The organism is Pseudomonas sp. S60 (assembly GCF_016647865.1).
GTDB classification, from domain to species: Bacteria; Pseudomonadota; Gammaproteobacteria; order Pseudomonadales; family Pseudomonadaceae; genus Aquipseudomonas; species Aquipseudomonas parafulva.
In genome coordinates this window covers 1-566 of sequence record NZ_JACVVH010000112.1, presented here as the reverse complement: position 1 = coordinate 566, position 566 = coordinate 1, and the positions used below count along the sequence as shown (strand labels likewise).

At 61.3% G+C, this 566-nt stretch carries 1 protein-coding gene; it reads right to left on the bottom strand.

The features are described from left to right. Nucleotides 1-566 (bottom strand): contractile injection system protein, VgrG/Pvc8 family (locus IAE33_RS24385; protein ID WP_268933282.1); only part of this gene is annotated, 566 nt, incomplete at both ends.

The following is a 566-nucleotide window of genomic DNA, read 5'->3' as shown; positions in this document are numbered from 1 at the left end:
TGGCGGGCAGTGCGTACCTGCTCGCTGTAGCGCAAGCGGCGAAGGCAGGGCGTTGCTTGATCGCCACCGCTGTTGGCTTGGTACAGCACGCTGTCAGGGTCTACAGGCTCGTCGGCATCGAAGAAGCCCACATCTTCATCTTCGGTCTTGATGGCGCCATGGCTGATCAGCCCAAATGATTGCAGCCGGTCGGTGATGATCAGCTTGTGCAGCTTTTCACTGTGCGCAAAGCGGTAGACGAAGCCTTCTTCAGCAGCCAGGCGGGCGATGAACGCCAGGTCCGTCTCACCGGCCTGCACGCAGAATTCGCGGACTTGATGGTCCATACTGGCGCGCAGTTCGTACAGGGTGATGCCCTGGCGCTGGAGCATCAGCTCGAGAATTTGCGGCACGGTCTTTTGCTGGAAGATGCGCCAGTTCGAGCGCAGGCCGGCACGGGCCAGTTGCGGCTCGACCAGCGCGTCATAGTAGGTGCGGTGGAAGCCACTTTCAGCCTGGCTGAAACGGCTGACCAGACCATGCACGTAGCGCACTGGGCGCTCGCCTTCCCAGAGGGTGAAGAGCAC